Here is a 19110-nt window from a genome sequence, read left to right as displayed (position 1 = left end):
CGGCGCAGGCTAGACCACGTGTTCCTCGCTGTCAACCAGCCGTCCGGCTTGTCTGCTGCCGTCCGAACATCACCTAGGACAACAGGTGCATGATGCTCGACAATCAAGGGGAGCTGATCACCGTTCAATCCGCTGCCGACCGGCTCGCGGTCAGCCGGTGGATGATCTACCAATTGATTTGGGATCAGAAAGTCAAGTCCGTACAGATCGGTCGGTGTAGACGAATCATCCGAAAGTCATTGGACGACTATGTCGCCGGCCTCATCGATGGAGTTGCATGATGGCCCCTCGACAGCGACGAAAGAAGAACGCCAACGGAACAGGCGGCGTCTATCACCGCGCTGACGGCCGCTGGGAAGCGAAGACATTTGTCGACATGCCCGACGGCCGACGAAAACGGATCAGCGTATACGGCGGCACCGAGCGAGAAGTCCTCGACGAGCTAAGCAAGCTACGCGACCAGCAACGGCGAGGAATCCCCGTAGCGACCACAACGATGACGGTCGCCGAATACATGACCTACTGGCTCGAACAAGTCGCGGAGCCCGCTATCCGCCGCACCACCTATGCCACCTACGAAGGCGACATCCGCCTGCACATTGTGCCCGGTATTGGTAAGCGCAAGCTCAAGACCTTGCAAGCTAACGATATTCGAACCTGGCTCACGCGATTGCGGACGCTGTGCCAATGCTGCGCGCAAGGCAAAGACGCGGCGCGAAAAGAACCCCGGTGCTGCGCCATGGACCAACCCAAATGCTGCCAAGACGTCCTCTCTTCCAGCTCGATCCGCCACATTCTGCGCGTCCTGCGCGCAGCGCTACAAGACGCGGTCGACGAAGAGCTATTGAGCCGGAACGTCGCCAGACTCGTCCAATTGCGCGTAACCGACGATCGCAAGGTCCGCAGCTTCACCCGAGACGAGGCGCTCCGGTTCCTCAGAGCAGCCGAGGATCACCGACTGTACGCGTTGTGGGCGGTCGCACTTGCAATGGGACTTCGGCGGGGCGAAGCGCTGGGTCTTGCCTGGTCCGATGTCGACCTCGAGAACGGCCGCCTGACGATCCGCCAGGCGCTCCACCGGGTCGACAGCGAGCTTCGACTGGAGCAGGTCAAAACGGAGGCGTCGGTCGCCGTGCTGCCCGTTCCCGCCCCGCTGGTGAGCATTCTGCGCGGGCACCGAACTAGACAGCTCGAGGAGCGCTTCATAGCTGGCGTTCAGTGGCGCGACACTGGGCTTGTCTTCACCACAGCAAGTGGCGGCTTCCTCGAACCACGCAATGTCAACCGCACGTTCCACAGCCTGTGCGCGCGAGCAGAGGTTCCGCAGCTGCGTGTACACGATCTCCGCCACTCGTGCGCCACACTGCTATTCACGATGGGTGTGCCGCCGCCAACGGTACAGCGGATCCTTCGGCACAGTTCGATCACAGTGACTACGGGAACCTACGTCGAGGTGATCGAGGCCGTACAGCGTGATGCCTTGGACTCGATGGGCACCCTGTTCGAACAAGCTGGCGACGAATCGCCGGGCCGGTTGTCGTCAAAGAAGTCACGGTTGTCGTCAGGATTGTCGTCAAACGCTCGAAAATCAGGCCTCTGAAACCGCATTTTTCCTGGTGGAGCTAAGGGGACTCGAACCCCTGACCCCCACACTGCCAGTGTGGTGCGCTACCAGCTGCGCCATAGCCCCAAGTCGTGCTCATCGAAGCTACACCACCGGTAACCGTCCTTCAAAGTTGCTGTTCAGGAAGATTCAGCGTGTGCGGAGACGGCAGCGGATCGGGCTCCGGCTCGGGCACGGTGCGGGTTTCCGGCGCGACCACCCAGCCGACCGCGGCGATCAGCAGAACGATGCCGCTGATGGTGAAGCCCCAGCCGTAGCTCACCCGCTCGGCGACCCAACCCAGCGTCATGGAGCCGACGATGGCACCGAGATCGGACATCATCTGCACCGCCGCGACCGGACTGCCCGCGCGCGCCTCGCTGCCCAAAATGTCGGCGACCGCGGCCTGCATCGGCGACATGTAGATGCCCGTTACCGCACCGACCGCGACCGCCGCGGCCAGAAATGTCGGCAATGACGACGCGACGCCCAGGAAGATCGTCGCCGCGCCGGACAGCGCCAGCCCCACGATCATCAACGTTCGCCGTCCCATCCGGTCGGACAGGTAGCCGCTGGGGATCATGGCGATCGCGTTGCCGCCGGCGAAGGCCGCAAGCGCAATGCCGATGATGCCGACGCCGCGTCCCATGACGTCGGTGATGAACAACGGGACCAGGGCAACCCGAAGGCCGAACGCCGACCAGCCGGTCGCGAAGTTGGCTCCCAGCGACGACCAATAGGCGCGGAAGCGCAGCGCCTCTCGCATCGTCACCGTCGACCGCGTCGGCGGCCCCGGGGCGGCCAGCGCCGAATTCCGCAAGCCGAAAAACAGCACCACGGCCACACCGAGCAGCGCGACGCCGTACACGATGAACGGCGCGGTGAGCCCCCAACCGGCCGCCAGGGCGCCGACGGCCGGACCGCCGACCGCGCCGACCATGAACGACGTGGTGAACAAGCCCGCGACGCGTCCGCGCGCGTCGGGCGGGCTGATGTGAATCATCAGTCCCAGCGCCGATACGTAGAACATCGTCGATCCGATGCCGCTGATGACGCGGAAAGCCAGCAATTGCCAGTAAGCGTGGGAAAACGCACACGCGGCGGTGGAGACCGCGACGATCACCATGCCGCCGATGTAGATCCGCCGCTCCCCCAGCCGCTGCACCAGTTGCCCGCTTATCGGGGCGAAACACAGCCGGCTCAACGAAAAGACGGTGACCAAGAAAGTCACCGCCTTAATGCTGACTCCGAAACTGCGGGCGAATGACGGCAGCGCCGGTGAAATGACCCCATAACCTAGGGCGACCATGATATTTGCCCAGCTAAGGATCCAAACTTCGCGCGGCAGGCGGGTCGAACGCGGCGCGCGTCCCCCCGGGCGGGCAAGGCGGGGGGAAAGGGTCACCCAATGACTTTATTAACTACCTCGCGCGCAGTTTCTTGGACCTCCGCTAAATGCTCGGGTCCGTTGAAAGATTCCGCATAAATCTTGTACACGTCCTCGGTTCCCGACGGCCGCGCGGCAAACCACGCGTTGGCCGTGGTCACCTTCAATCCGCCCAATGCGGCGCCGTTGCCCGGCGCCGCGGTCAGCTTGGCGGTGATGGGTTCGCCGGCCAGTTCGGTTGCCGTCACCTCGTCGGCGGACAGCTTGGCCAGCCGGGCTTTTTGGTCGCGGTCGGCCGGTGCGTCGACCCGCGCGTAGAACGGCGTGCCGTACTCGGCGGTCAGCTGTTGATAGCGCTCCGAAGGGCTCGACCCCGTGACGGCCAGCATCTCCGAGGCCAGCAAGGCGAGGATGATGCCGTCCTTGTCGGTGGTCCACACGGAGCCGTCACGCCGCAGGAACGACGCCCCGGCCGACTCCTCGCCGCCGAATCCGATCCCGCCCTCGATCAGGCCGTCGACGAACCACTTGAAGCCGACCGGCACCTCGACCAGCTTGCGGCCGAGGCCGGCGACCACCCGGTCGATCATCGACGAACTGACCGCGGTCTTGCCGACCGCGATGCCGCCCGGCCACTCCGGCCGCTGCGTGTAGAGGTATTCGATGGCCACCGCGAGGTAGTGGTTCGGGTTGAGCAGGCCCGCGTCGGGGGTGACGATGCCGTGGCGGTCCGAGTCGGCATCGTTGCCCGTGGCGATCTGGTAGCGGCCGGGGTTGTCGGACATCGCGCGAATGAGTCCCGCCATCGCGTCCGGCGAGCTGCAATCCATCCGGATTTTGCCGTCGTGGTCGAGCGTCATGAACCGCCACGTCGCATCCACCAGCGGATTGACCACGGTCAGATCGAGGCGATGCCGTGCGGCGATCTCTTCCCAGTAGTCCACGCTCGCCCCGCCCAGCGGGTCGGCGCCGATGCGCACCCCGGCCGCGCGGATGGCGTCGATGTCGACCACGTTGGGCAGGTCGTCGACATAGTTGCCGAGGTAATCGTGGCGCTGCACGCTCTGCAGCGCGCGAGCCAGCGGGACGCGCTTGGCGCCCGACCCGTCGCGCAGGATCTCATTGGCGCGCTTGGCAATCGCGTTGGTGGCCTCGGTGTCGGCCGGGCCGCCGTGGGGCGGGTTGTATTTGAAGCCGCCGTCCGATGGCGGGTTGTGTGACGGTGTCACGACGATTCCGTCGGCCAGCGCGTCGGTGCGCCGACGGTTGTAGGTGAGGATGGCGTGGCTGATCGCCGGGGTCGGCGTATACCGGTCACGGCTGTCCACGACCACTGCCACGTCGTTGGCGGCCAGCACCTCCAGCGCCGAAACCCAGGCCGGCTCGGACAGGCCGTGCGTGTCCCGGCCGATGAACAACGGCCCCGTGACGCCGTGAGCGGCGCGGTACTCGACGATGGCCTGGGTGATCGCCAGGATGTGCGCCTCGTTGAACGCCCCATTGAGCGCCGACCCGCGATGGCCCGACGTTCCGAATGCCACCCGCTGCGCGACGTCACCGGGATCGGGCTGGATCGAGTAATAGGCCGTCACCAGGTGGGGCAGATCGACAAGGTCTTGGGGTTGGGCCGGCTGACCGGCGCGAGGGTTGGCCACCATGGTTACCAATTCTGCCCGTGTCCGACTCCCCCCGGCCTGCGCCGGTGGGGACTCGCGCCATACGCTGCGTAGCGCACCGGCAAACGAAGGGAATCGACGCCAGTGGCTCAACGGGACTATCGCGAATTGGCCGCGGTGTTTGCCGGTGGGGCGCTGGGTTCGCTGGCCCGCGCCTCGCTGAGCGCACTCGCCGGCGGCGACCCACAGAGCTGGCCGTGGCCGACGTTCACGGTCAACGTCGTCGGCGCGTTTCTGGTGGGATACTTCACCACCCGTCTGCTGGAGCGGTTGCCGACGTCGAGCTATCGGCGTCCCTTGCTCGGCACCGGATTGTGCGGTGGTTTAACGACTTTCTCCACGATGCAGGTCGAGACGGTGCGGATGATCGAACACGGCCATTGGCGGTTGGCGCTCGGCTACACCCTCACCAGCATCGCGCTCGGGCTGCTGGCGGTGCACCTGGCCACCAAGTTGGTACGCCGGGTACGGGTGCGCCGATGACCGCCGCGACGACGGCGCTGGTCTGGTTGGGCGTCGCGCTCATCGGCGGTATCGGATCGGTGCTGCGCTTTGTCATCGACCGTGCCGTGGCGCGCCGCGTGTCCCGACCGTTTCCGTTCGGCACCCTGTGCGTAAACGTCACCGGCGCAGTGCTTCTCGGACTTCTCGGCGGCCTGGCACTGAACAAGGAGGCGGCCCTGCTGGCCGGCACTGCCTTCGTCGGCGCCTACACCACGTTTTCGACCTGGATGCTGGAAACGCAGCGACTCGGCGAGGAGCGCCAACTGCGCTCCTCGCTCGCCAACCTTGTCGTCAGTGTCGTGTTGGGCGTAACGGCGGTGTTCATCGGGCAGCGCCTCGCCGAGCTGATCTGAGTCAGGCGTCGGGCCGACGGGGAAGGTCCTTGGGGGTGCGCGGCAGCACGTAGAGCGCCATGCGCCGATTCGCCATGTCGTGCTCGCCGAGGAAGGCGCAGCCGCCGCGCTCACAGAACTTGCGCGCCAACGCATTGCGGTGGTCGGGATCGAACATGATTCGGCGACACCGCGGGTCGAGGGTGAAGATGCTGCCGACCAGATGCGGCAGCAGATAACCGACATGTCCTCGCTGGATGTAATCCAAATCGGCGACCGCGACGTGCAAACCCAAATCGTGGGGATCGTGATCGTAGCGGGTGGCGATGGAATCCTTTGCGGCCCTGTATAACTCGATATATGCGCGGTCGACCCCGTCGTGCATCGCCAGGAACGGGCGAGAAAAGCCACCCTCTCGCTGCGCGCGCAGGTAGCGATGCCACCGCGCCACCGGCCAATGGGACTCCCAGGCCTCGATCAGGTGCGGGCGGCCCATCCACTCGGCGATCATCGCGGCGTCGGCGTCCGGCTCGGCAAGACGCAAACCGTACGGCTCGGGCAACTCCGGGACGGGCGGCGGCGGGACCCTGCGGACCTCCTCGGGAAGGTCGGTCAGCTCCCGGGGAAGGATGGGTCCGGCGTCACTCATTGCTGCATCCGAGGTCGAGCGGGTTTCAGCGCGCTCTGAGGAGCTTCGCCAGGACGGCCGCCTGGCTGATGTCCACCTCGCGCGTGGCGGTGACCAACGTGACCGGCCCTCGCTCGGCGCGCTCGCGCAACTCCGCCAGCGCGGCGCTGTCGCCCAATTCCGCCTTATAGCGCGAGGCGAATTCGTCGAACCGTTCAGGCCGGTGTTGATACCACTCGCGGAGATCCTTCGATGGTGCGACCTCCTTGCACCAGATGCCCACCCGGGGGTCGTCCTTGCGCACTCCGCGCGGCCAGACCCGGTCGACCAGCACGCGCTGACCCTCGTCGGGGCTGACGTCGTCGTAGACCCGCGCCACTCGGATCCGCCCTTTGGCGCTCACATTCCCAGCGTAGCCACGGGCGCTTGTCGGTGGGCCAGATTAATATCGAAAATATGTTCGATGAATTGGTCGCCGTCGACCCGAGCGCCGACGAATCGTCGCTGGTCGAGCGCATTGCCGAGCTGGAGACGATCAAGTCCGCGGCGGCCGCCGGCCAGGCTCGGGCGGCCGCCGCCCTGGACGCGGTACGCCGGGCGACCGAGGCCGCCACCGGGGTGCCCGCCGCGCGGCGCGGACGCGGCGTGGCCAACGAGGTCGCCCTGGCCCGCCGGGATTCGCCCGCGCGGGGTGGTCGGCACCTGGGTTTTGCCAAAGCCCTGGTGCACGAGATGCCGCACACGCTGGCCGCCCTGGAATGCGGCGCGCTGTCGGAATGGCGGGCGACGCTGATCGTGCGCGAAAGCGCGTGCCTGGATCTCGAGGACCGCCGTGCCCTGGACGCGGAGATGTGTGCCGACCGCGCGAGCCTGAGCGGCATGGGCGATGCGCGCGTGGCCGCGGCCGCCAAGGCGATCGCCTACCGGCTCGATCCGCATGCCGTCGTCGAGCGGGCGGCCAAGGCCGAGGAAGACCGCACGGTCACCATTCGGCCGGCGCCCGACACCATGACGTATCTCACCGCGTTATTGCCAGTGGCTCAAGGGGTTTCGGTGTATGCGGCGCTGCGCCGCGAGGCGGACACGTGCGGCGACGGGCGCCCGCGGGGGCAGGTGATGGCGGACACCTTGGTGGAAAGGGTCACCGGCCGTAGCGCCACAGTCCCCACCCCGGTTGCGGTCAACCTCGTGCTGTCCGACGAGACGCTGTTCGGCGGTGGCAATGTGCCCGCCGACATCGCCGGCTACGGTCCCATCCCGGCGGCGGTGGCCCGCAACATGATCGCCGCCGCCGCAGATCGGTGTTCGCGAGCCACACTGCGCAGGCTGTATGCCCATCCCCAGTCCGGGGCCCTGGTGGCGATGGAGTCACGGGCACGCCTTTTCCCGCAGGGGCTGGCGGCGTTCATCGGGCTGCGCGATCAGCGCTGCCGCACTCCCTACTGCGACGCGCCGATCAGGCACCGCGACCACGCGCAACCGTGGGCCGACGGCGGCCCGACCACCGCGGACAACGGTCTGGGGTTGTGCGAACAGTGCAACTACGTCAAGGAAAATGCGGGGTGGCGGGTACGCACCGGTGTCGACGAATCTCACACCCATGCAGCGTTTTTCACGACACCAACCGGAAAAACTTACCGTTCGACCGCCCCGGCGCGCGCCCCCGCGATCACCATCGGCAAGCTGGAAGTCCGCGTCGGTGTCGCGCTCGCGCGACACGCGGCCTAGCGCTCAGTAGTGGTAGGTGTCAGACGGCGCGGGTGAGTGATCACGTTCTTCTTCGTCGATGTCCAGCGCCTCGATGCCGTACGCGCGAGCCAACTCGAGGATCTTGGTGGCCCGCGCGATGCGGGGCAGGTCAGAGCCGTTGCGGATCTCCCCCCCGTCGCGTTCGAACTCGGCGAAAAACTCTTTCGCCCAAGATATTTCGTCCTGGGATGGGGACAGACCTTCATTGACGACGGCGCACTGGTCGGGCGTCAGGCAAATCTTTCCGGTCATCCCGAACTGTGTGGACACCGCCGTGGCCTCGATCAGTTTCAGCGGGTTGGAGCCGATGGTCGGACCGTCGATCGCGCTGGGCAGGTCGGCGGCCTTGGAGGCGATGGTGAAGCGAGACCGCGTGTAGGCCAGGGTCGCCGGGTCGTCCCCAAAGCCGGTGTCGCGGCGGAAGTCCCCGATGCCGAACGCCAGCCGGAATGTCCCCTTGGTCGCGGCGATCTCGGTGATGCGCTCCAGACCTCGCGCGGTTTCGACCAACGCCACGATCGGCACATCGGGCAGCCGTTTCGCGGTCTCGGTGACGTGGTCGACCGATTCGACCATCGCCAGCATCACCCCGCCGACCGGCGTCGCGGCCAGGGCGGACAGGTCGTCCGCCCACCAGGGGGTGCCGAAGCCGTTGATGCGAACCCAGTCGACATTGCCGGCGCCCAGCCAACTCACCACGTTGTCACGCGCGGCGTGCTTGTCTTTGGGCGCGACCGCGTCCTCGATGTCGAAAACGACGACGTCGGCGCGAGAATCCACCGCGGACTGGAACCGGTCCGCATGGGTGCCGTTGACCAGCAGCCAGCTTCGGGCCAGCACGGGGTCGATCCGAGAGCCGATGTCTTCGGGGTCGGCGGCGCTGCTGTTGACCTGTTCGTACATTTCAGCGCTCCGTCATTTGTGTGAGTTGTGTGTGGGCTTCTGGTCCCTAACCGTAACGATTATCCAGAACCGGTGGTCCGGGATTCACCGCGGACGCAGAGACGCTGGAGACCGACCGATGCGCAGCGACGCGCCGATGGAGACCAAACCGCCGGCGAGCGCGACGAAACCGGTTGTGCCACAGCGCGGTACGTCCGAGACACCGGCCCGACAGCGCGGCCCGCGGCCACGCTCAGCGTTTAGTGGCTTGCGCACCGGGTATGCCTGCCCCCAAGTCGCACACAGCCCACACGTGCGAATTCGACTCCCCCACTCAGGAGGTATCGGCGATGGCCGAGATGATGATCCAATCCCCCGACGAAGTCGTCGCGTTCCTGAAAGCGCAGCACAACCTCATCGAGGACATGTTCGACGAGGTGCTGCACGCAACCGATCCGAAGGCCCGTGAGAAGCCGTTCGCGACGCTGCGCCAATTGCTGGCCGTCCACGAGACCGCCGAGGAAATGCTGGTGCACCCACGGGCGCGCCACGAGGCGGACGCCGGCGACGCCATCGTCGACGCTCGCCTGAAAGAAGAGCACAGCGCCAAGGAGCTGCTGTCGCAGATCGAGAAGCTCGATGTCACCTCCGACGAGTTCATCACCGAGGTCACGAAGCTGCGCGACGCCGTGCTGGAACACGCCGAGCATGAGGAAAACGAGGAATTCCCGGTCCTTGCGCGGCAGCTCAGCGACGACGATCTCAAGCGGATGGGGACGGCGGTGCGCGCCGCCGAGGCCATCGCACCCACCCACCCCCACCCCGGCGTGGAGTCGGCAAAGCTGAACTTCGCACTCGGCCCATTTGCCTCGATGCTCGACCGCGCCCGCGACCTCATCGGACAAGCCATCGGCTGAGTTTCCGTAGGCTCGATCAGATGAGCGTTGCCCCGGATACCACGGTTGCCCTGCAGGACCGGTTCTTCCGCGAATTGCCGGAAATGGCGGTCCGCTGGCAAGCGGAGACGTTCCCCGAGCTGCGGCTACTGGTGCTCAATGACCGGCTGGCCGACGGGCTCGGGCTGGATCCCGCCGGGCTGCGCGGCGACGACGGGCTGCGTTTCCTGGCGGGCAACCTGGTTCCCAGCGGCGCCGCGCCGGTCGCGCAGGCCTACGCGGGGCATCAGTTCGGCGGCTTTGTCCCGCGACTCGGCGACGGACGCGCGCTCCTCCTCGGCGAGCTCGTCGACACCGACGGGCGGCTGCGCGACATCCACCTGAAGGGTTCGGGTGCCACGCCCTTCGCCCGCGGCGGCGACGGCCTGGCCGCGGTGGGGCCGATGCTGCGCGAATACATCATCAGCGAGGCGATGCATGCGTTGGGCGTGCCGACGACACGATCGTTGGCCGTGGTCGGCACCGGTCGCCCGGTCTATCGCGAAGCCACCCTGCCGGGAGCCGTGCTCACCCGCGTGGCCAGCAGCCACCTGCGGGTGGGCAGCTTCCAATACGCGGCGGCCACCGGCAACAAGGACCTGTTGCGCCGCCTCGCCGACCACGCGATCGCCCGCCACCATCCCGCCGCGGCCGAGGCCGAGCGGCCTTATCTCGCGTTGTTCGAGGCGGTCGTCGCGGTTCAGGCCGCGCTGATCGCGCGGTGGATGCTGATCGGATTCGTTCATGGCGTGATGAACACCGATAACACGACGATCTCGGGCGAAACGATCGACTACGGGCCGTGCGCCTTCATGGAGTCCTACGACCCTGACACGGTCTACAGCTCGATCGATTTCTGGGGCCGCTACGCCTACGGCAACCAGCCGGTCATCGCCGGTTGGAACCTCGCGCGCTTCGCCGAGACGCTGCTTCCGTTGCTGTCGGACAGCACCGAGGAGGCCATCGCGCTCGCCGAGCAGTCGTTCGGGGTGTTCCAGGCCCACTACGACGCGGTGTGGGCGTCCGGGATGCGCGCCAAACTCGGCCTCTCCGCCAACGTCGACAGCGAATTCGCCACGGCCTTGGTGGAAGAACTGCTCGTGCTGCTCAAGCAGAACCACGTCGACTACACGTCGTTCTTCCGCCGGCTCAGCCAGGCGGCGCGCGGTGATGTCGAACCCGCGCGGGGGTTGTTCATGGACCTCGCCGGCTTTGACGGTTGGTTGGCGCGCTGGCAGGCCCTGGGCCCGGACGCCGACGCGATGGATCGCACAAACCCGATCTATATCCCGCGTAACCATCTGGTCGAGGAAGCCCTCACTGCGGCGACGGACGGCGACCTCGCGCCTTGTGAGCGGCTGCTAACGGCGGTGACCGAGCCATACACGGAACGGCCGGGTTTGGAACGTTACGCCAGCCCCGCCCCCGAGGATTTCGGCAAGTATCAAACCTTCTGCGGCACTTAGCCTTACGCCAGCTTACCGAACTCGGCCCGCAACGCGTCGAGGCGTTGCAGCGTCTGATCGCGCGGCTCCGTCGGCAAGTCCACCAACAGGTGCTGCAATCCCAGATCTCGGTAGCTCGCGAGTTCCCGCGCTGTCGCTTCGCCGCCATGGAAGTGGATCACCGGCACGTCCCGGCCGACCAGCTCGCGCAGTTGGTCCAGCTGAGGCGACAATTGCGCTGCCGAGCCCGTCATCGAGAGCCATCCCGCGTTGAGCCGGGCGATGCGTTTGAAACCCGCGGGCCCACAGCCCAGGTACAGCGGCGGATACGGCTGCTGAACGGGCTTGGGCCAGCTGTAGATCGGGTCGAAGTCCACGAATTCCCCATGGAATTGGGCCTTTTCGTTCGTCCAGATCTGGATCATCGCGTCCAGGCGCTCGTCGACCACGCGCCCCCGCACGGCCGGATCGACACCGTGGTCCGCGATCTCTTCGCGCAGCCATCCCACGCCCACGCCGAAGCGGAACCGCCCCTGCGACACCCGATCCAGCGACGCCACCTCCTTGGCGGTGTGGATCGGATCGCGCTGCGGCACCAATGCGATGCCGGTGCCCACCACCAGACGTTCGGTGACGGCCGCGGCCGCCGTCAGCGCCACAAACGGATCCAGCGTGCGGAAGTACTTCCGCGGAATCGGGCCGCCGCTGGGGTACGGAGTTTTCGCGTCGACCGGGATGTGTGAATGCTCGGCGAGAAAAAGCGATTCAAAACCGCGCTCCTCGAGCGCCTTACCCAGGTCCGCCGGACCAATGCCCTCGTCGGTAACAAACGTCAGCACACCGAAGCCCATGACGCTTAGTCAACCGCCTCTTCATCCGCCCGCTTGGCCGGACGTACCGCCCCCCACAGCCCCGTGGCGATTCCGACGGCGGCGCCGCCCAGCCCGATCAGTTGCTGCGAGGGCTTCAACTCGCCGTGCACGCTCAGCCCCCCGACCAGGTCGGCCACGTCGGCCCCGGCGGAGGCCAGGAACCAGCCGCGGGTGTTCTTCCCGCGCAGCGCCGCGGCCGCGAGCAGCGCACCGATCAGCGCGTCGCGATAACCCATCGATCGCAACAACAGCCGCGCCGTGGGCGTCGGCTCCTCCGGGTCGCCCCACAACTTATTTGCGCGCAAGGGGTCAACGAGAAACGAAACGCCAGAGGCAAATCGGATAGTGCCCGCGGAGAGGCCGAACCGGTCGATGGACATGGTCTGAGAGCCTAGGAGCAAACCGCCCTCCCGCGCATGCATTCGGTCCGAAAGTCGGTCAAGGAACCGGGCACGCGGCGGCGATCTGCAGTGCGGCCGGCCACAGCACCGTGGCCACCCCGAAGGCGATGGCGTCGGCGCCGGTGGGCGACACCATCTCTATCCGCGTCTGAATGCGCTGGGTCTGCTCGGGGTGAAAAACGGTCCACGCGAAGCCAATACAGAGGTACGGGATCGCCAGCCACACAGCCAGCTCGATCAGCGCGCCCACGCTCACCTTGTGTCCGAGGATGCGCCGAACGGGGTCCATCGCGTGTTCGATGTGGCCCATCACCGCACTCCCCGCTACCGCAGCACCAGCTTCAAAGCGTAATCGACGACCGCGTCGAGGTCACTGCCCAAATGACCGGCGAGCCATTGCTGGGCGAGTTCGGCCATCGCGCCGGTGTACATCGCCGCGGCAACCTCGGCGGCCACCGGATCCGAGCCCGGGTTCAGACGCCAGCCCTCGGTCAGCACGCCCTGGCGCAACATGTCCTGGGTGGCGCGGCGCCGGGCGGCCAGCACCGGGTTGGTGCGCGCGTCGGTGAACAGCACGCGGCCGCGGCGCGGATCGGCCGAGGAGAACCCCAGCACGGCCGCGATGCCGGCGCGGGTCCGGGCGCGCAGCGATTCCCCCGCCTCCTCGATGGCGGCGGCAATCACTTCGCTGAGCTGCTCACTCACCCGGTCGTAGACCGCGCCGAGCAGGTCGTCGGTATCGCCGAAGCTCTCGTAGAAATACCGCGTGTTCAACCCGCATTCCCGGCAGACCGAGCGCACCGAGACGGCCGCCTCGCCGGCGCTGCCGAATAGGCGATACGCGGCTTCGACCAGCAGCGCACGACGCTCGGCGCGGCGGTCCTTGAGCGGGACGCCGGCCCACCGGGTGGGACTCGACATCCCTACAGCCTAGGTCGAGGGGGCGCGGGTCTTGTCACACCTGTAACCAAAACATATTCTGGTTACAGTCGTGACCAGAAATCTAAAGGGAGTGATTCGTGTTCCTGCCACACCAGATAGTCGGGCAGATGATCAACAAGCGGTTGGACGACACGATGCGGCGGCACTTCTTCCGCGGCATGGAGTTCGCCGCGCCCGTCGGCGATCCGGGCTGGTTCGGTCCCGACAGCGCCGTATGGCGCGTGCATTCGCACCTGCCCGCGCTGATCTTCGGCCTGTATTGCGCCGCCTTCATGGAATCCCTGGACCCCTCGATTTACTGGATGGGCATGCACCACTCGCGGCTGATCAAGCGCGACAGCAACGGAAACCCGATATCGCAAGTGCCGCAGATCGATCCCGAAGGCGCCGCGACGCGCCTGGGCCACTCGGTCGCCTTCTTCATCGGCACGGCGTACGGGTCAACGGAAACCGCCGATCGCCTGGCGACGTCGGTGCGCGCGATGCACCACACCATCAAGGGCACCCGTCCCGACGGAGCCCGCTACGACGCCGACGACCCCGAATGGCTGCGCTGGAACTACGCGACGGTCGTCTGGGGACTGGCCACCGCGCACGAGCTGTACCACCCAATGCCGTTGCGCGGCAAGAAACTCGACCGCTACTACGGCGAGTTCGTCCGGGTCGGGCACGCCCTGGGTGGCACCGATCTGCCCACCACCAAGGCCGAGACGCTCGAGTGCCTGGAATCGTACTTACCGAAATTGGCTGTCACGCATGGGAAAGCCATGGGCACCGGCCCCAACGTCGCCATGCCGCAGGCCGCCGTCGACTGGGCCATTCGTGACACGATGCCGAAATGGGCCAAGCAAATGTTGCAGCACCGCGACTGCAACATCATCGAACGCACCGCCCGCCGTACCGCGGTGTGGTCGATCATCAACGGGATCAACGCCGCGACGGGCCCGGCTCCGGAGTTTCGGCAGGCCCAGGCCAGGGTCAAGGGAGGCACCACGGTCCCCCACACCGTGCCGTCCTACGTGCCCGGCACGGATCAGGTGCGCACCCGCTCCGAGGTGGAGCTCAGCTTCCAGTCGGTGTAGTCGCCTCGCTGACCGGCTGGCCCAGGTGCTGCGGGCAGTAAGCGCTCGCGGCGATCATGGTGAACTGGGCGGCACCGTCCACCGTGAACCCCGGATTGCTCGACGACACGTTGTGGATGACGTCGACCTGGGGATGGCCCAGGTCCATCAGTTCGCATGCCCTTTTGCCCACCCCGACGGCGGTGGCCGGGCTCTGATAGGTGATGCCGGCCTTGTTGAGCGCGGCGAGGAAGCTCACATCAGAGGCCGAAGTGCCGGGCGGATCGGCGTGCGCCGGCGCGGCCAGACCGATGAGGGCGACGACGCCCGCGAACACTCCAAGGATGCGCATCGCTTCATCTTCGTATAGGGCCGTGGCGCTGCCAACGGCAACCCGGGTCGGCGGGGCGAAGCGCCTGGATGTGGTACACAGTGGCTATGTCCGCGCTGCAACATCAACATCGTTGAGAGCCCCAGCGTGCACGACGATCGCCTGCTGACTCCCGGCCAGACGTGCTGGCGCACGGCGCACGCCGAACGGTTCGCTCCCATCATCGATGCGGCGGACTATTTCAAGTACGTCAAGGCGGCGATGCTGCGCGCCCGCCACCGAATCATGCTGATCGGCTGGGATTTCGACTCCCGGGTGACGTTCGAGCGCGGCCGCAAGACGCTGCCCGGCCCGAACCAGCTGGGCACCTTCCTGTATTGGATGCTGTGGAAGCGGCCGGGTCTGGATATTTATCTGCTGAAATCCAACTTGCGCCTGCTTCCGGCGTTCGACGGCCTCTGGTTCGGGCTTGCCCCCGTATCGCTGGTGAATCAGATCAGCAGTAAGCGAATGCATTTCGCCATCGACGGCGTCCACCCGCTCGGCTCGGTGCATCATCAAAAGATCGTGGTGGTCGACGATGCGGTGGCGTTCTGCGGCGGCATCGACCTCACCCTAGACCGATGGGACACCCGCTCCCATGAACATGTCAGCCGTCAGCGCCGGACGGGGGGCCGCGGCTACGGGCCGCGACACGACGTCGGTACCGCGGTCGACGGTGCGGCGGCCCGGGCGCTCGGCGAGCAAGCGTTGGCGCGGTGGCAGACGGCGACGCAACAATCGTTGGCGCCGGTCGAGGCGCGGCACAGCGCGTGGCCCGGCAGGCTGGAGCCGACGCTGCGCAACGTGGACGTCGGGATCGCCCTCACCCTGCCCGAACTGGACGATCGCCCCGAGGTCCGCGAGGTCGAGGCCCTCAACCTTGCCGCCATAGCGGCCGCCCGCGACACCATTTATGTCGAGAACCAATACCTGGCGTCGCGCACCATCGCTGATGCGCTGGCTGCGCGGCTGCGGGAAGGCGACGGCCCGGAAATCGTCATCGTGCTGGCCCGCAAGGGCAACAACCCGCTCGAGCGGGGAACGATGGACAGCGCACGCCACCGCCTGCTTCGACAGCTGTGGGAAGCCGACGAGCATGGCCGGCTGGGCGTCTACTGGCCGGTGACCGACCGCGGTGCACCGATCTACATTCACTCCAAGGTGCTGGCGGTCGACGATCGGCTGCTGCGGATCGGATCATCGAATTTCAACAACCGCTCGATGGGGTTCGACAGCGAATGCGACGTGGCCATCGAGGCGCGGCCGGACTTTTCCGAGCATGATGACGTGCGCCGCGAAATCACCGCGGTGCGAAACGAATTGGTGTCCGAGCACCTCGGCGTGCCGCGCGACGAGCTCGAAAAGGCGATCACCGAACACCGATCCGTGCACCAGGCCATCGAGGCACTTCGGGGCGACGGCAAAACCTTGCAGCCCTTCACCGAGAGCACCGTGGCCAACGAGGCGGGTCCGCTGGCCGAGAACGAGCTGATGGATCCCGACCATGTGCCGCGGTCGCTGAGCCGAAGCGTGCAACGCTTCATCACGGGCCTTCGTGGTTGACGCGTCGGCGATTGGGGTGTGTGTCGAGTCCGACTCGGCCTAGTGTGGGCAGAAGTGCCAGTGGACTAAGGACGAGCACCAATGAGCATCGACGACGAATCCGTCACCACGTTGGAAGACCTTCGGGGCGATCTGGCGCAGCGGTACAAGCGGACTCCGACGGGCGGGAGCTCGGTCGAGGTCGCGATCGCCGAAGCCGACATGGCGGCGCTCGATCGCGACGGCTACGTCATCTGGGAGAACCTACTCAGCGCCGAGGAATGCGCACAGATTCGTGAGACCGTGCGGCCGTGGCTCGGGCATACGGGACGCAACTCTTTCGAGGGCCGACGTACCCAGCGGATCTACAGTGTGCTGAGCAGGACACGGGTGTGTGACGGGCTAGTCGACCATCCCCGGGTACTCGCCGCGCTCGACCGGCTGCTGATGCCCAACTATCTGCTTTCGGCGTTGCAGGCCATCAACATTCAGCCCGGCGAGGCGGCGCAGCTGGCTCATCATGACGACGGCTTCTACCCGATTCCGCGCCCGCGGGCGCCGCTGGCGGCCGCCACGATCTGGGCAATCGACGACTTCACCGCCGACAACGGCGCGACAGTCCTGTACCCGGGCAGCCACCGCTGGGGCAAGCGCCGGCCCGGCTCCGACGACCGGGCGCTGCCCGTTGTAATGCCCGCCGGCTCGTGCGTCTTCTTCGTCGGCACCCTGTGGCATGGCGGGGGCGCCAACAACACCGATGGTGAGCGGCTGGCCGTCACCGCTCAATACTGTGAGCCGTGGCTGCGGCCGATGGAGGCCTATACGTTGTCGGTGTCCCGCGACATCGCGCGCACGGTCTCCGATGACATTCGCCGCATGCTCGGCTACAGCATCCACCCGCCGTTCGTCGGCAATGTCGATGGCCTGCATCCGTTGCGGCTGTTGGGATCTTCTCCGGAGTCGTAGATCTGCCTCTGCAAGAATGGCTTGATATGTCGCGCTCATTCGACGTCCTGACCGAGTCGCCCGCCACCGTTGAGCAGATACATGCCGCGTTCGGCCGCGAAGATTATTGGCTGGCCCGCATCGCGGCCGGTGCCGCTGATACCACCTTGGATTCCTTGGTGGCCGACACCGACGGCACGGTGACGGTGCGCACCACCCAGCGCCTGGGGCGTCAGCTGCTGCCCGGGTTCGTCGCCAAATTCGTTACCGGTGAGGTGAAGATCGTGCAGACCGAGACGTGGCGACCGGATCGCCACCGCCAGGTACGTGGACACGTCACCGTCTCGGCCTCCGGTGGATTGGGATCGGGCCACGCGGACACGTGGCTGGGGCCTAGGGACGACAGCGGCTCGCAACTGCGCGCCGCCCTCAAGGTGGACGTCAAAATCCCTTTGGTGGGTGGCAAACTCGAGAAGTCCATCGGGGCCGGTTTGGCCGAAGGCATCCCCGAGATGCTGCGGTTCACCACCACATGGATCGCCGACAACACCTGAGGCAGATTTCTCGTCCGCGTCCTGAGGACGTGTCCGCGTTGGAATGATGCGATTCGGCTTCGCGGAGTCCGATGCGGTATTACGCTCCCTCACCATGAACCCGAGAGCGTCCTCGTGAATCAGCCACGGCGACAGAGCGGTTCACCCCGTACGCATCGATGGGAGCCACCCATGATCCTCAAAACCCTGTTTCGGTCGGCGCTGATCGCAGTGCCCCTGACCGGGTTGGTGTCGCTCGCGCCAGCAGCCCACGCCGACCCTGATCCCATCTCGGTCGGCGCGTATCTGCACACGCTGAACGTGCTGCATGTGCCCTACGACAATCCAGGCAGGATGGTCGACATCGGAAACAATGTCTGTGCGCAAGCGCGCGGCGGCACCGACTTCGACACCATCTATCCGACGGTTGCGAGCAATGGCTATGCGGCCGCGCAATCGGGTCAGATCATGGGGGCTGCCGTAGGGACGTTCTGTCCCGACATGGAAGCGTCGTTCGACCACTGGACCAATAGCTAGGCGGAAAAGCCTGTCACAGCGCTTCGCCAATGTCGGGGAGCAAGCCAATGTCTTCTGGTTGACCATATCGGCGAAACAATGCCGCAGTCTCCCGAACATTTCTGACAGCCCAGACAGCATTGAACTGGCTTAGTACCTGGTACTCATATTTAAAACGCTGCGCTCGATCTCCCACTCGTTTAGCCGCTTGGCTCGTAACCACGCCTTGGGTGTACCAGTAGAGAAGATCATCGAGGCTGCCCGCCCGATCGAAACCGAGTTTTCCCCGCTCGTAGAAAGTGAAGTGATAGGAGCCGTCGTCGTCGGCAACGTAGATATTAAGACCATCATTTGTTAGGAGTCCGATAGGCATAGGACAAACTCCAAGCCTTTGCGACAACCGATCGATCTGAGATTGGAGTTCAAGGGATCGATTGTCCATGGTGCGGTCCGCCCTTCGCGCCCGCCTCGCATACGGTCGTTACCCACTACTTTGACTCCGGTTCAAACTTAACGCATCTGAAAGGTATAAAAGTTGCCGATAGATTCGAGCGCCTGTGGCGTGAGGCTCGGATGCCTTTCGTGCATCACAGCTTCGACAAAATCGCCTGCTTCATTCAGGGTCATGCTGTTCCAATCGGGTTCCAACCGCATTGCTTCGTTAAGAAGCTCATGCACCTTATCATTTGCAATCGCGGCCCTAGATCCGAAATGCGACTCGAACTCGACTCGGTTACTGCCGGGGTAACGCCGCAGGTATAAAACGATAGCTTCGTTCACGTCA

General features: G+C 65.8%; 24 protein-coding genes and 1 tRNA gene. 12 read left to right on the top strand and 13 right to left on the bottom strand.

All coding sequences use genetic code 11. The annotated features are described in order from the left end of the window. The first annotated feature begins 89 nt into the window (after window positions 1-89). Together ACZ50Z_RS01550 and ACZ50Z_RS01545 are read left to right on the top strand one after the other, a co-directional pair. Window positions 90-281 (top strand): excisionase family DNA-binding protein, encoded by a 192-nt coding sequence (locus tag ACZ50Z_RS01550; RefSeq protein WP_464481961.1) that lies wholly within the window; start codon window positions 90-92, stop codon window positions 279-281. Continuing rightward, window positions 281-1600: a tyrosine-type recombinase/integrase gene (locus tag ACZ50Z_RS01545; protein WP_464481960.1), complete on the top strand. Its 1320-nt coding sequence runs from the start codon at window positions 281-283 to the stop codon at window positions 1598-1600. Before ACZ50Z_RS01550 ends, ACZ50Z_RS01545 begins: the two co-directional genes overlap by 1 nt. A 14-nt stretch (window positions 1601-1614) precedes the next feature. Here ACZ50Z_RS01545 and ACZ50Z_RS01540 read toward each other — a convergent pair. From ACZ50Z_RS01540 to pgm, 3 genes are all read right to left on the bottom strand, one after another. Continuing rightward, window positions 1615-1690: transfer RNA gene (locus ACZ50Z_RS01540), tRNA-Ala, on the bottom strand. Window positions 1691-1730: 40 nt separating this feature from the next. After that, a complete protein-coding gene (locus ACZ50Z_RS01535; RefSeq protein WP_464481959.1) occupies window positions 1731-3008 on the bottom strand; it encodes an MFS transporter in 1278 nt (425 codons plus the stop codon). Beyond that, window positions 3005-4648, bottom strand: a complete 1644-nt coding sequence (gene pgm, locus ACZ50Z_RS01530) for a phosphoglucomutase (alpha-D-glucose-1,6-bisphosphate-dependent) (protein ID WP_464481958.1) — start codon at window positions 4646-4648, stop codon at window positions 3005-3007. Before pgm ends, ACZ50Z_RS01535 begins: the two co-directional genes overlap by 4 nt. A gap of 102 nt (window positions 4649-4750) precedes the next feature. Here pgm and crcB (ACZ50Z_RS01525) point away from each other — a divergent pair, with 102 nt between their 5' ends. Then, window positions 4751-5149: a fluoride efflux transporter CrcB gene (crcB, locus tag ACZ50Z_RS01525; protein ID WP_464481957.1), complete on the top strand. Its 399-nt coding sequence runs from the start codon at window positions 4751-4753 to the stop codon at window positions 5147-5149. Next, a complete protein-coding gene (gene crcB, locus ACZ50Z_RS01520) occupies window positions 5146-5523 on the top strand; it encodes a fluoride efflux transporter CrcB (protein WP_464481956.1) in 378 nt (125 codons plus the stop codon). Before crcB (ACZ50Z_RS01525) ends, crcB (ACZ50Z_RS01520) begins: the two co-directional genes overlap by 4 nt. A 1-nt stretch (window position 5524) precedes the next feature. Here the strand turns inward: crcB (ACZ50Z_RS01520) and ACZ50Z_RS01515 are convergent, their stop codons facing one another. Continuing rightward, the gene (locus ACZ50Z_RS01515; protein ID WP_464481955.1) at window positions 5525-6151 is read right to left on the bottom strand and encodes a GNAT family N-acetyltransferase; all 627 of its coding nucleotides are present in this window, start codon (window positions 6149-6151) and stop codon (window positions 5525-5527) included. A gap of 25 nt (window positions 6152-6176) precedes the next feature. Next, window positions 6177-6533: a DUF488 domain-containing protein gene (locus ACZ50Z_RS01510; protein WP_464481954.1), complete on the bottom strand. Its 357-nt coding sequence runs from the start codon at window positions 6531-6533 to the stop codon at window positions 6177-6179. A 53-nt stretch (window positions 6534-6586) separates the two neighbouring features. Here ACZ50Z_RS01510 and ACZ50Z_RS01505 point away from each other — a divergent pair, with 53 nt between their 5' ends. Then, window positions 6587-7858 (top strand): HNH endonuclease, encoded by a 1272-nt coding sequence (locus ACZ50Z_RS01505; RefSeq protein ID WP_464481953.1) that lies wholly within the window; start codon window positions 6587-6589, stop codon window positions 7856-7858. Between the two features lie 3 nt (window positions 7859-7861). On the opposite strand, the gene ACZ50Z_RS01500 is transcribed toward ACZ50Z_RS01505, so the two are convergent. Further along, entirely contained in the window at window positions 7862-8782 is a 921-nt protein-coding gene (locus ACZ50Z_RS01500; protein ID WP_464481952.1) for an HpcH/HpaI aldolase/citrate lyase family protein, read from the bottom strand. Between the two features lie 329 nt (window positions 8783-9111). Here ACZ50Z_RS01500 and ACZ50Z_RS01495 point away from each other — a divergent pair, with 329 nt between their 5' ends. Next, window positions 9112-9678, top strand: a complete 567-nt coding sequence (locus ACZ50Z_RS01495) for a hemerythrin domain-containing protein (RefSeq protein ID WP_464481951.1) — start codon at window positions 9112-9114, stop codon at window positions 9676-9678. A 20-nt stretch (window positions 9679-9698) separates the two neighbouring features. Then, window positions 9699-11162, top strand: a complete 1464-nt coding sequence (locus tag ACZ50Z_RS01490; RefSeq protein ID WP_464481950.1) for a protein adenylyltransferase SelO — start codon at window positions 9699-9701, stop codon at window positions 11160-11162. A gap of 2 nt (window positions 11163-11164) precedes the next feature. Here ACZ50Z_RS01490 and ACZ50Z_RS01485 read toward each other — a convergent pair whose 3' ends face one another. Genes ACZ50Z_RS01485 through ACZ50Z_RS01470 form a run of 4 tightly spaced genes read right to left on the bottom strand, consistent with a single transcriptional unit; the run spans window position 11165 to window position 13335 of the window. After that, the gene (locus tag ACZ50Z_RS01485; protein WP_464481949.1) at window positions 11165-11992 is read right to left on the bottom strand and encodes an LLM class F420-dependent oxidoreductase; all 828 of its coding nucleotides are present in this window, start codon (window positions 11990-11992) and stop codon (window positions 11165-11167) included. A gap of 5 nt (window positions 11993-11997) precedes the next feature. Next, window positions 11998-12393, bottom strand: coding sequence for a DUF4267 domain-containing protein (locus ACZ50Z_RS01480; protein WP_464481948.1), 396 nt, complete (start codon window positions 12391-12393; stop codon window positions 11998-12000). Window positions 12394-12451: 58 nt separating this feature from the next. Then, complete coding sequence (locus ACZ50Z_RS01475) at window positions 12452-12724, bottom strand: hypothetical protein (RefSeq protein ID WP_464481947.1); 273 nt, start codon at window positions 12722-12724, stop codon at window positions 12452-12454. A 14-nt stretch (window positions 12725-12738) separates the two neighbouring features. Then, window positions 12739-13335: a TetR/AcrR family transcriptional regulator gene (locus tag ACZ50Z_RS01470; protein WP_464481946.1), complete on the bottom strand. Its 597-nt coding sequence runs from the start codon at window positions 13333-13335 to the stop codon at window positions 12739-12741. A 98-nt stretch (window positions 13336-13433) separates the two neighbouring features. On the opposite strand from ACZ50Z_RS01470, the gene ACZ50Z_RS01465 reads away from it, so the two are divergent. Next, entirely contained in the window at window positions 13434-14438 is a 1005-nt protein-coding gene (locus tag ACZ50Z_RS01465; RefSeq protein ID WP_464481945.1) for an oxygenase MpaB family protein, read from the top strand. Here the strand turns inward: ACZ50Z_RS01465 and ACZ50Z_RS01460 are convergent. Beyond that, window positions 14419-14769 carry a DUF732 domain-containing protein gene (locus ACZ50Z_RS01460; RefSeq protein WP_464481944.1) on the bottom strand — a complete coding sequence of 117 codons (351 nt, stop codon included), beginning with the start codon at window positions 14767-14769 and terminating at the stop codon, window positions 14419-14421. The genes ACZ50Z_RS01465 and ACZ50Z_RS01460 overlap by 20 nt on opposite strands. A gap of 126 nt (window positions 14770-14895) precedes the next feature. Here ACZ50Z_RS01460 and ACZ50Z_RS01455 point away from each other — a divergent pair, with 126 nt between their 5' ends. The 4 genes from ACZ50Z_RS01455 (at window position 14896) to ACZ50Z_RS01440 (ending at window position 18347) form a co-directional block, all read left to right on the top strand. After that, window positions 14896-16353 carry a phospholipase D-like domain-containing protein gene (locus ACZ50Z_RS01455; protein WP_464481943.1) on the top strand — a complete coding sequence of 486 codons (1458 nt, stop codon included), beginning with the start codon at window positions 14896-14898 and terminating at the stop codon, window positions 16351-16353. 81 nt (window positions 16354-16434) lie between these two features. Next, window positions 16435-17298: a phytanoyl-CoA dioxygenase family protein gene (locus ACZ50Z_RS01450; RefSeq protein ID WP_464481942.1), complete on the top strand. Its 864-nt coding sequence runs from the start codon at window positions 16435-16437 to the stop codon at window positions 17296-17298. A 26-nt stretch (window positions 17299-17324) separates the two neighbouring features. Then, the gene (locus ACZ50Z_RS01445; protein ID WP_464481941.1) at window positions 17325-17831 is read left to right on the top strand and encodes a DUF2505 domain-containing protein; all 507 of its coding nucleotides are present in this window, start codon (window positions 17325-17327) and stop codon (window positions 17829-17831) included. Between the two features lie 171 nt (window positions 17832-18002). After that, a complete protein-coding gene (locus tag ACZ50Z_RS01440) occupies window positions 18003-18347 on the top strand; it encodes a DUF732 domain-containing protein (protein WP_464481940.1) in 345 nt (114 codons plus the stop codon). A gap of 13 nt (window positions 18348-18360) precedes the next feature. On the opposite strand, the gene ACZ50Z_RS01435 is transcribed toward ACZ50Z_RS01440, so the two are convergent. After that, entirely contained in the window at window positions 18361-18699 is a 339-nt protein-coding gene (locus tag ACZ50Z_RS01435) for a hypothetical protein (RefSeq protein ID WP_464486038.1), read from the bottom strand. A 137-nt stretch (window positions 18700-18836) separates the two neighbouring features. Then, window positions 18837-19106 (bottom strand): hypothetical protein, encoded by a 270-nt coding sequence (locus ACZ50Z_RS01430; RefSeq protein ID WP_464481939.1) that lies wholly within the window; start codon window positions 19104-19106, stop codon window positions 18837-18839. Window positions 19107-19110 lie beyond the last annotated feature (4 nt).

The sequence above is a fragment of the Mycobacterium sp. NTMscope_MAC_269 genome (genome assembly GCF_976985695.1).
The sequence above is the reverse complement of the archived record's forward strand: the minus strand, read 5'-3'. Positions and strand labels throughout refer to the sequence as shown.

Coding starts and splice junctions, on each gene's coding strand:
- ACZ50Z_RS01490 (WP_464481950.1), top strand. CDS start 9,699: ATGAGCGTTGCCCCGGATACCACGGTTGCCCTGCAGGACCGGTTCTTC.
- crcB (WP_464481956.1), top strand. CDS start 5,146: ATGACCGCCGCGACGACGGCGCTGGTCTGGTTGGGCGTCGCGCTCATC.
- ACZ50Z_RS01445 (WP_464481941.1), top strand. CDS start 17,325: ATGTCGCGCTCATTCGACGTCCTGACCGAGTCGCCCGCCACCGTTGAG.
- pgm (WP_464481958.1), bottom strand. CDS start 4,648: ATGGTGGCCAACCCTCGCGCCGGTCAGCCGGCCCAACCCCAAGACCTT.
- ACZ50Z_RS01440 (WP_464481940.1), top strand. CDS start 18,003: ATGATCCTCAAAACCCTGTTTCGGTCGGCGCTGATCGCAGTGCCCCTG.
- ACZ50Z_RS01505 (WP_464481953.1), top strand. CDS start 6,587: ATGTTCGATGAATTGGTCGCCGTCGACCCGAGCGCCGACGAATCGTCG.
- ACZ50Z_RS01460 (WP_464481944.1), bottom strand. CDS start 14,769: ATGCGCATCCTTGGAGTGTTCGCGGGCGTCGTCGCCCTCATCGGTCTG.
- ACZ50Z_RS01435 (WP_464486038.1), bottom strand. CDS start 18,699: ATGCCTATCGGACTCCTAACAAATGATGGTCTTAATATCTACGTTGCC.
- ACZ50Z_RS01470 (WP_464481946.1), bottom strand. CDS start 13,335: ATGTCGAGTCCCACCCGGTGGGCCGGCGTCCCGCTCAAGGACCGCCGC.
- ACZ50Z_RS01450 (WP_464481942.1), top strand. CDS start 16,435: ATGAGCATCGACGACGAATCCGTCACCACGTTGGAAGACCTTCGGGGC.
- ACZ50Z_RS01515 (WP_464481955.1), bottom strand. CDS start 6,151: ATGAGTGACGCCGGACCCATCCTTCCCCGGGAGCTGACCGACCTTCCC.
- ACZ50Z_RS01500 (WP_464481952.1), bottom strand. CDS start 8,782: ATGTACGAACAGGTCAACAGCAGCGCCGCCGACCCCGAAGACATCGGC.
- ACZ50Z_RS01485 (WP_464481949.1), bottom strand. CDS start 11,992: ATGGGCTTCGGTGTGCTGACGTTTGTTACCGACGAGGGCATTGGTCCG.
- ACZ50Z_RS01550 (WP_464481961.1), top strand. CDS start 90: ATGATGCTCGACAATCAAGGGGAGCTGATCACCGTTCAATCCGCTGCC.
- ACZ50Z_RS01480 (WP_464481948.1), bottom strand. CDS start 12,393: ATGTCCATCGACCGGTTCGGCCTCTCCGCGGGCACTATCCGATTTGCC.
- ACZ50Z_RS01475 (WP_464481947.1), bottom strand. CDS start 12,724: ATGGGCCACATCGAACACGCGATGGACCCCGTTCGGCGCATCCTCGGA.
- ACZ50Z_RS01545 (WP_464481960.1), top strand. CDS start 281: ATGGCCCCTCGACAGCGACGAAAGAAGAACGCCAACGGAACAGGCGGC.
- ACZ50Z_RS01495 (WP_464481951.1), top strand. CDS start 9,112: ATGGCCGAGATGATGATCCAATCCCCCGACGAAGTCGTCGCGTTCCTG.